Annotated in this window: 9 protein-coding genes; 1 reads left to right on the forward strand and 8 read right to left on the reverse strand. The window is 61.2% G+C overall.

Translation table 11 applies throughout. The features are described from left to right. Nucleotides 1–5: 5 nt before the first annotated feature. The 8 genes from BM063_RS13440 to BM063_RS13475 all read right to left on the reverse strand — a co-directional run bounded on the left by BM063_RS13440 (nt 6) and on the right by BM063_RS13475 (nt 7,186). Nucleotides 6–1,301, reverse strand: coding sequence for a dihydroorotase (locus BM063_RS13440; RefSeq protein WP_092039965.1), 1,296 nt, complete (start codon nt 1,299–1,301; stop codon nt 6–8). Further along, complete coding sequence (locus BM063_RS13445) at nt 1,298–2,227, reverse strand: aspartate carbamoyltransferase catalytic subunit (RefSeq protein WP_092039967.1); 930 nt, start codon at nt 2,225–2,227, stop codon at nt 1,298–1,300. The genes BM063_RS13440 and BM063_RS13445 overlap by 4 nt, the downstream gene beginning before the upstream one ends. Nucleotides 2,228–2,378: 151 nt before the next feature. Continuing rightward, nucleotides 2,379–3,752 (reverse strand): uracil permease, encoded by a 1,374-nt coding sequence (gene uraA / locus BM063_RS13450; protein WP_092039969.1) that lies wholly within the window; start codon nt 3,750–3,752, stop codon nt 2,379–2,381. A 98-nt stretch (nt 3,753–3,850) separates the two neighbouring features. After that, entirely contained in the window at nt 3,851–4,399 is a 549-nt protein-coding gene (gene pyrR / locus BM063_RS13455) for a bifunctional pyr operon transcriptional regulator/uracil phosphoribosyltransferase PyrR (protein WP_092039972.1), read from the reverse strand. 190 nt (nt 4,400–4,589) lie between these two features. Continuing rightward, the gene (locus BM063_RS13460) at nt 4,590–5,525 is read right to left on the reverse strand and encodes an RluA family pseudouridine synthase (RefSeq protein WP_092039976.1); all 936 of its coding nucleotides are present in this window, start codon (nt 5,523–5,525) and stop codon (nt 4,590–4,592) included. Next, complete coding sequence (lspA, locus tag BM063_RS13465) at nt 5,522–6,004, reverse strand: signal peptidase II (RefSeq protein WP_092039979.1); 483 nt, start codon at nt 6,002–6,004, stop codon at nt 5,522–5,524. Before lspA ends, BM063_RS13460 begins: the two co-directional genes overlap by 4 nt. 158 nt (nt 6,005–6,162) lie before the next feature. Next, on the reverse strand, nt 6,163–6,876 hold the full coding sequence (locus BM063_RS13470; protein WP_092039986.1) for a TraR/DksA C4-type zinc finger protein: 714 nt from the start codon (nt 6,874–6,876) through the stop codon (nt 6,163–6,165). Between the two features lie 19 nt (nt 6,877–6,895). Then, nucleotides 6,896–7,186: a DUF5665 domain-containing protein gene (locus BM063_RS13475; protein ID WP_245752278.1), complete on the reverse strand. Its 291-nt coding sequence runs from the start codon at nt 7,184–7,186 to the stop codon at nt 6,896–6,898. A 353-nt stretch (nt 7,187–7,539) separates the two neighbouring features. Between BM063_RS13475 and BM063_RS13480 the strand changes: the two genes are divergently transcribed. Then, on the forward strand, nt 7,540–7,764 hold a 225-nt coding region (locus tag BM063_RS13480; RefSeq protein ID WP_177199166.1), incomplete at its 3' end, for a transposase.

Here is a 7,764-nt window from a genome sequence, read left to right on the forward strand (position 1 = left end):
CTCGCTCATGTCAGCCCCAACCCCAGACCGTCCCAAACTGCGCGGCCCGCCACCAGGGTGAGAACCGGCCATCCCTTGACCCGCCAGCCGGCGAAGGGGGTGTTCCGTCCCTTGGAGAGAAAGGCGTCCGGGTCGATCGCCCGCTCTTCCTCCAGATCGATCACCGTCAGATCGGCGTCGCCCCCCACGGTCAGCTCCCCCCAGGGAAGGCCGAACAACCGGGCCGGGCGACGGGTCAACAGATCCGCCAGACACCCCAGGGAAAGCTCACCGGTCAGCACCAGGTGCGTAAAAAGCAGGGGAAAGGCCGTTTCCAGACCGACGATGCCGAAGGGCGCCCGCTCCATTCCCTCCCCTTTTTCTTCAGGAGTGTGGGGAGCGTGATCGGTGGCGATGATATCGATGGTTCCATCCTTCAGCCCTTTGATGAGGGCCGCCCGGTCGCGCCGGGTGCGAAGGGGCGGATTCATCTTGTAATCGGGATCCGGTCCGGGGATATCTTCGTCACACAAGAGCAGGTGGTGGGGCGTCACCTCGGCGGTCACCCGCTGTCCGCGGCGCTTCGCCTCGCGCACCAGTCGGACCGAATTGGCGTCGCTGATGTGGCAAACGTGATAGTGGACCCCGGTGGCCTCCGCGAGAAGGATGTCCCGGGCGACATGGACCGATTCCGCTTCCCCCGGAATTCCCTTCAGCCCGTGCCGGGCCGCAAATTCGCCGTCGTGAACGGAACCGCCGGCGGCCAGGGAATCGTCTTCGCAATGGGCCACCAGCGGCAAGCCGAGGGAAGCGGCCATCCGCATCGCATCCCTCATCACCCGGCTGTCCTGGATGCCCACTCCGTCATCGGAAACGGCGACGGCGCCCGCTTCCTTCAGGGCCGCCATGTCCGTCAGTTCCCGTCCGCGTTCGCCCCGGGTGATCGCCCCGATCGGAAGGACGCGCACCGCCCCTTCCCGCTCGGCCGTTTCCCGGATGCGGCGAATCACCTCCGGACTGTCCGCCACCGGACGGGTGTTGGGCATGCAGGCCACGGCGGTGAATCCGCCCCGGGCCGCTGCCCGGGTTCCCGTGGCGATCGTCTCCTTCCATTCAAACCCGGGCTCCCGCAGGTGCACGTGCAGGTCGATCAGTCCGGGCAGGACCAGCCGGCCCTTGAGATCGATCACTTCGCTCCCGGAGCGGGAAAGGTCGCTGCCCATCGCCGCAATTTTGCCGCCCTCCACCCGGATGTCCGCATCGACGAGATCTCCCGTGGCCGGATCCAGAAGGCGACCGTTTTTGAGGAGCACCGCTTTCATCCCCTTTCGCCCCCTTCCATCGCCCATTCCAGCACGGCCATCCGCACCGGCACGCCGCAGGCCATCTGGTCGAAAATTTTGGAACGGGGATGTTCCACCAGTTCATCGGCGATCTCCACTCCCCGGTTGACCGGGCCCGGATGCATGATGACCGCGTGGGGTTTCATGCGGACAAACCGCTCCATCGTCAATCCGTAGGCCCGGTGATACTCCTCCGCCGACGAAAACAGCGCCTCCCGGTGCCGCTCCAGCTGAACCCGGAGCATCATCACCGCATCCGCCTGCCGGATCGCTTCCTCCAACGGGACGTACGGTGCGTGCTCTTCCAGGTCCGGAGCCCGCATCGACTCGGGCCCGCTCAGGATCACCCGGGCGCCGCATGTTTTCAGGGACCACAGGTTGGAGCGGACCACCCGGCTGTGCCGGAGATCGCCGATCATCGCCACGGTGATCCCCTTCACCTCGCCGAAGTGCCGCTTGAGGGTGTACAAATCGAGAAGGGCTTGCGTCGGATGGGCCGTGCACCCTTCCCCGGCGTTCACCAGGCGGATGCCCCGGACGCGAAGGGCCAGTTCCCCGAGAATGTCGGGACCGCCGCGGCGGATCACCGCCACCTCCACGCCGAGGGCTTCCAGGGTGCGCAGGGTGTCCAAAAGGGATTCCCCTTTCACGGCGCTGGAGATTCCTTCCTCGAACCGGAGCACCTCCATCCCGAGTCGCCTCGCCGCCACCTCAAAGGAGAACCGCGTCCGGGTGCTGGGTTCGAAGAACAGGTTGGCGGCAAACCGGCCGCGGAAGGGCCCCTCCTCCGCCCCCCTTTTCCTCTCCCAGTACCGGGCCCGCTCAAGCAGGTGATCGATCTCCTCCCGGCTCAGATCCTTCGTGTCGATCAGGTGCTTTAAACGCCCCGTCTGTACAGACGCCATCCGAACCCCTCCTCCTTTTGTTCAAAAAAAGCTCCCTCCGCAGGCGCGGAAGGAGCGAATGCGGTGCGGTAAGCGGTCGCACCAAAAGCGTTTGCCCCTTTCCGGCCTCACGGGACCGGATTAAAGGATGCATCACTTGCCTATTTGCTTTTTATCCCGACTTTCCGGCCGTCTGCGCAATCGCCGGAGCCTGTTCCCTTTTGGACTTGGGAAGAAGCAGGTTGAGCAGGATGCCGACGATGGTCGCCAAGGCCATCCCCTCCACCTCGAAATGAATCCCCGCAAATTTCAGGGCGGCCCCGCCGACTCCGATCACCAGGACGACGGAGGCGATCACCAGATTGCGGCGGTCGCCGAAATCCACCTTGTCGTCCACCAGCATGCGCAATCCCGCCGAGGCGATGATCCCGAACAGGAGGATGGAAACGCCTCCCATCACGGCGGACGGAATCGTGGAGATCAGGGCCGAGAGCTTGCCGATGAAGGCGAAGCTGCAGGCGAGGAGCGCCGCGCCGCCGATCACGTAGACGCTGAAAATGCGGGTGATCGCCATCACCCCGATGTTCTCCCCGTAGGTGGTGTTGGGCGGTCCCCCGATGAGAGCGGCGATGGAGGTGGCCAGCCCGTCGCCGAGGAGGGAGCGGTGGAGTCCCGGATCCTTGGCGAGATCCCGGTTCATGATGCCGCTGGTCACCATCAGGTGGCCGATGTGTTCCGCCAAGGTGACGAGGGCGACCGGAACGATGACCAGCGCCGCTTTCCAGGAGAGGGTCGGGGTGTCAAAGGAGGGCAGAGCAAACCAATCCGCCTCCTTCACCGGCGTGAAGTCCACCAACCCGGCCGCGGCCGCCACCCCGTATCCCCCGACGATGCCGATCAACACCGGGATCAGGTTCCAAAATCCCCGGAAAAAGATGCTGGCGACGATGGCGATGGCCAGGGTGGCCAGGGCGACGGCAAAATGTTTCAGGGAGTACACCTTCAGAGTGACCGTCCCCGCCTCCGTGTCCACGTTTTCCACGGTTCCGGGCAGGGAGTGGAATCCTTCCACGGTTTTCGGCAATTCCCGCGTCACCTGTTCCGTGCTGGCCATGTCGACGGCCACCCCGGCCAATGCGAGGCCGATCACGATCACCACCGATCCGATCACCACCGGCGGCAGCAGATGGTGGAGCCAGCCCACACCGAACCGGTAGATCAAGAGCGCGACCACGCCGTATACCAGCCCGGCCAGGAAACAGCCGAACAGGGCCGCCCCCGTTCCCTCCGTCTGGGACACGGTGATGATCGGAACGATGAAGGCGAAGGAGGAACCCAAATAGGCGGGGATTTTCCCCCGGGTCACGATCAGATACGTCAAGGTGCCGATTCCGCTGGATAGAAGCGCCACCGCCGGGTTGAGACCGGTCAGGACGGGGACCAGAATCGTCGCGCCGAACATCGCAAAAAGGTGCTGCAAGCTGAGCGCCAGCCACTGAAGCGGCCTCGGCCGCTCGTGGACATCCATCACAATCCGCTTGTTCATGCACATCGCCTCCTGTCATGAAAAAACCTCTTTGCCGGCCGGCAAAGAGGTCGAAACACGCCCAACAGCGCCTCCCTTGCCGGCCTCACGGGACCGCCTTAAAGGGGGGTGTTCCGCTTTTTGAGAATCACTTGGTCTTTCTTGTCAATTTCCGAAACGTGGACCGAGATGACTTCGTCCCGGGAAGTGGGCACGTTCTTGCCCACGTAGTCGGGACGGATCGGCAATTCGCGATGTCCCCGGTCGATCAGAACGGCGAGTTGGATCATCCGCGGGCGTCCCCGGTCGATCAGCGCATCCATCGCCGCCCGCACGGTCCGACCCGTGTACAGGACGTCATCAACGAGGATCACCTTTTTTCCGTGGATCTCGAAGGGGATCTCCGTGCCCCGCACCTCGGGCTGCTCCGCCTTTTCCGACAAGTCATCCCGGTACAGGGTGATGTCCAGCTCCCCCACGGGCACCGATTCCCCCTCGATCTTCCGGATCCGTTCCGCAAGCCGCCGGGCCAGATAGATGCCCCGGGTCCGAATTCCGATCAAAACGCAATCCTTCACGCCCTTGTTCCTCTCCAGGATCTCATGGGCAATCCGCGTCAACGCCCGTCGGATCGCCGCCTCATCCAGAATGATTTTTCCCGCAGTCACTCGCCCTCCTCCTTCTGTCCGCACCAAAAAAGGCTTCCCGCCCGCAGGGCAAGAAGCCGCCGTTTTCGACGAAACGCATGCGAAATATGGCCCTTGCCAGCCTCACGGGACTGGATTTAAAGGTGGTTTTCCTTCAATGGATTATCTCCGACAGCGGGCCCGTTGTCAAGACGGAATTTCATCCAATCCTTTACAGGGACTCGGCCCGCAGTTGGGAGAGAAGCCGCTCCATGTCCTCGGGCAATTCCGCCTCCAAACGGATCCACTCGCCCGTCCGCGGGTGTTCAAAACCGAGAACCCGGGCATGAAGAGCCTGTCCCCGGATCGGGTAGCGGCTTTTTTTCGGACCGTAGACGAGATCCCCGATGAGCGGATGACCGATATATTGCATGTGCACCCGAATCTGGTGGGTTCGTCCGGTCTCAAGGCGGCATTCGATCAGGGTGGCGTCCTTGAACCGTTCCCGGACCACGAAGTGGGTCACTGCCCGCTTCCCCGTCCGGTGCACCACCGCCATGCGCTGCCGGTGGTGGGGATCCCGTCCGATCGGCGCGTCCACCGTGCCCCGATCGTGGGGAATCTCGTGGTGAACCACCGCCGTGTAGATCCGCTCCACCCGGTGCGCCTTCAACTGGGCGGCAAGGGCCTGGTGCGCCTGATCATTTTTCGCCGCCATGATCAGGCCGGAGGTATCCTTGTCGATCCGGTGCACGATCCCCGGGCGGAACACCCCGCCAATGCCGGACAGGTCCTTGCAATGGGCCAGCAGGGCATTCACCAACGTCCCGCGGGGATTGCCCGGCGCCGGATGAACCACCATTCCGCGGGGTTTGTTAACCACGATGACGTCCTGATCCTCGTAGCGGATGTCCAGGGGAATCGCTTCCGGCTCGATATGTATCTCTTCCACCGGGGGAACGGATAAAGCCACCGTCTCCCCTTCCTTCAACCGGTAATTGACCTTGACCTCGCGTCCGTCCACCCGGACGCGGCCGGCGCGGATCCAGGCCTGGACCATCATCCGGGACCAGGTCACGCCGTCGAGGGAAACCAGCCATTTGTCGATCCGCTGGCCGTTTCCCCCTTCATCCACTGTCCAATGTCGCCATTCTTCCCCTTCCGTCAACGTCCGTCCCTCACTTCAGAGAATCGATTGCCGGTTTCCTTGGCCGGATTTTTGATCATGTCCAGAACAAACAGGGCCACACCGATGACGATCGCCGAATCGGCCACGTTGAAGATCGGGTAATTGATCAGTTTAAAGTCCAGAAAATCCACCACTTCCCCCATCCGGACCCGGTCGATCAGGTTGCCGATGGCCCCGCCGAGAATCAGGGAAAAGGACCAGGAAGCCAAGGGGCGCTCCCGGCGGAATACCCACAAATAATAGATGAGGACCGCCACCACGATCAATGTGACGGGAATGAACAACCATTGCTGATCTTGCAGGATCCCGAACGCAGCCCCCCGATTGCGATGCGACGTAATGTAAAAAATCCCGTCCACCACGGGAATCGATTCATAAAGATGCATCCGTTCGAGAACCAGCCATTTTGTCACCTGATCGAGCAGGAGAACCGCCAGAGCAATTCCGTAATACCTCAAAGCAGAATGCCTCCCCGCCACCTTTCAATAACTGCCTCGCGCTCCCTTAAATTTTAGCACAGGCCTCCCCCGGGGAACAACAGGCGACGGGAAGACCGCCCGGAGTCGGCGCCCCCCGTTGCGTTTTGGAAGCAGGAAGGGGGGCGAATCCGGACCCGCTAGACCCGGTTCCAGCCTTCATCCCCCTTTTCCTCCTCGTTTTCGGCGGCCCGGTCATGGGCGCGATTGCGGGTGATTTCCGGAAGGGGCTGGTGGCTGCGGCCCGTCAGATCGGCGACGGCCACCGCCTCCAGATCGTCCACATATCCCCTCCTTTCATCCGGATCGATGTGGAGCTGATTGTAGTCTTTCCCCTCCGGATACATGTCCGGGGGATTGGAGGTCCCGTACCTCTCCACATCCTGCCAGGAGTCCTCGGCATCGTACATGGTGCGATCCAGTCCGTCGTAACTGTGTTCCCCGAAGGGCGGATGGATCACCTTCTCCTCCACCGGCCTCCTTTTCGAGACCGTCCGCTCCGGTTCATGCTCCACGCAGTAAGCCGTCTCCGGCACCGCCTCCAGCCGTTCCACCGGAATTTCGCGGCCGCACGCCGCACAAATGCCGTATTCCCCTCTCTCCATCCGGTCCAGCGCCTGATTGATCCTTTTGAGCCGGGTTTCGTCTTCCTCGTTCAGGGCCAGATCCTTCCCGCGCTCGTACAGCTCCGTTCCGATGTCCCCGGGATGGTTGTCGTAACCGGACAGTTCCCCGATGGATTCGTTCATGCCTTGTTCCAGGCCGAAATTTCGGTTTTTCTTCAGCCGCTCTTCCAGGCGCCGCTTTTCCTCGAGCAGCTGGTTTCGGAGCTTCAGCCGCTGCGCTTCCGTCATCCGTCGCTCCTCCTTCTGGTCAGTATCGGATTCCGTCCAACTCCAGCTGGGCCTGCACGATTTTGACGATTTCCGCGATAAAATCCCCGATGATGGGCAGATTGAGCGCCCCCAGTTTCTGCAATCCGTAGATGATCGTTGCCGTAAACAGGGTGACTCCGATGGCGATTCCCACCCCCCGGGCGATGCCGGCGACGATGTTGATCAGAATCAATCGACGGGGGCGATTCAACAACTGAATATATTCTGCGATTTCACCCATCTCCATCTGGCGGGCAATCCGCTTCAGCCGTTCATCGATCCGGCGCATCCACTCTTCCAGTTCCTTTTCATCGCCGCCCATTCCGATTTCCCCCTTGAGTTCTTCCTTAGATTTCCCCGTTTTCACGGGTTTTTTCCGCGGGATGTCACCGCCAAATATCTCCGCTCCCCGGTCCGCCCGATGAAAAGGACGGATGAAAGGAGGAATCTGGTCAGAGACCTTCTTCCGAAAAACTTTGAAAATCCGCCCTCTTCCGCATCTTTCGCTTTCCCGGGCGGCCCTCTCCTCATCAAAGGAAAACACCCCCTTCCATGAGAAGGGGGTGAGGCTGTTGACAAAGAAGGGTCAACAGCCTTTTTTGTTGAATTCGGAATAAAACAATTCCGAAGGAAGGTTTTTATATGTTCAGGACGAACCCATCTAGGGAATTTCAACCCGAAACAGTCAACATAGAAGACCTTGTTCCCCAAGATCACTTGCTTAGAAAAATCAATGAAACCATCGACTTTTCGTTTATCGCGGAAAAATGCCGCCCCTTGTATTGTCAAGATAATGGGCGTCCTTGCATCGATCCGGTCATGCTGTTCAAAATGCTTTTGATCGGTTATTTGTACGGAATTCGTTCG

Source organism: Planifilum fulgidum (assembly GCF_900113175.1).
Classification (GTDB): domain Bacteria; phylum Bacillota; class Bacilli; order Thermoactinomycetales; family DSM-44946; genus Planifilum; species Planifilum fulgidum.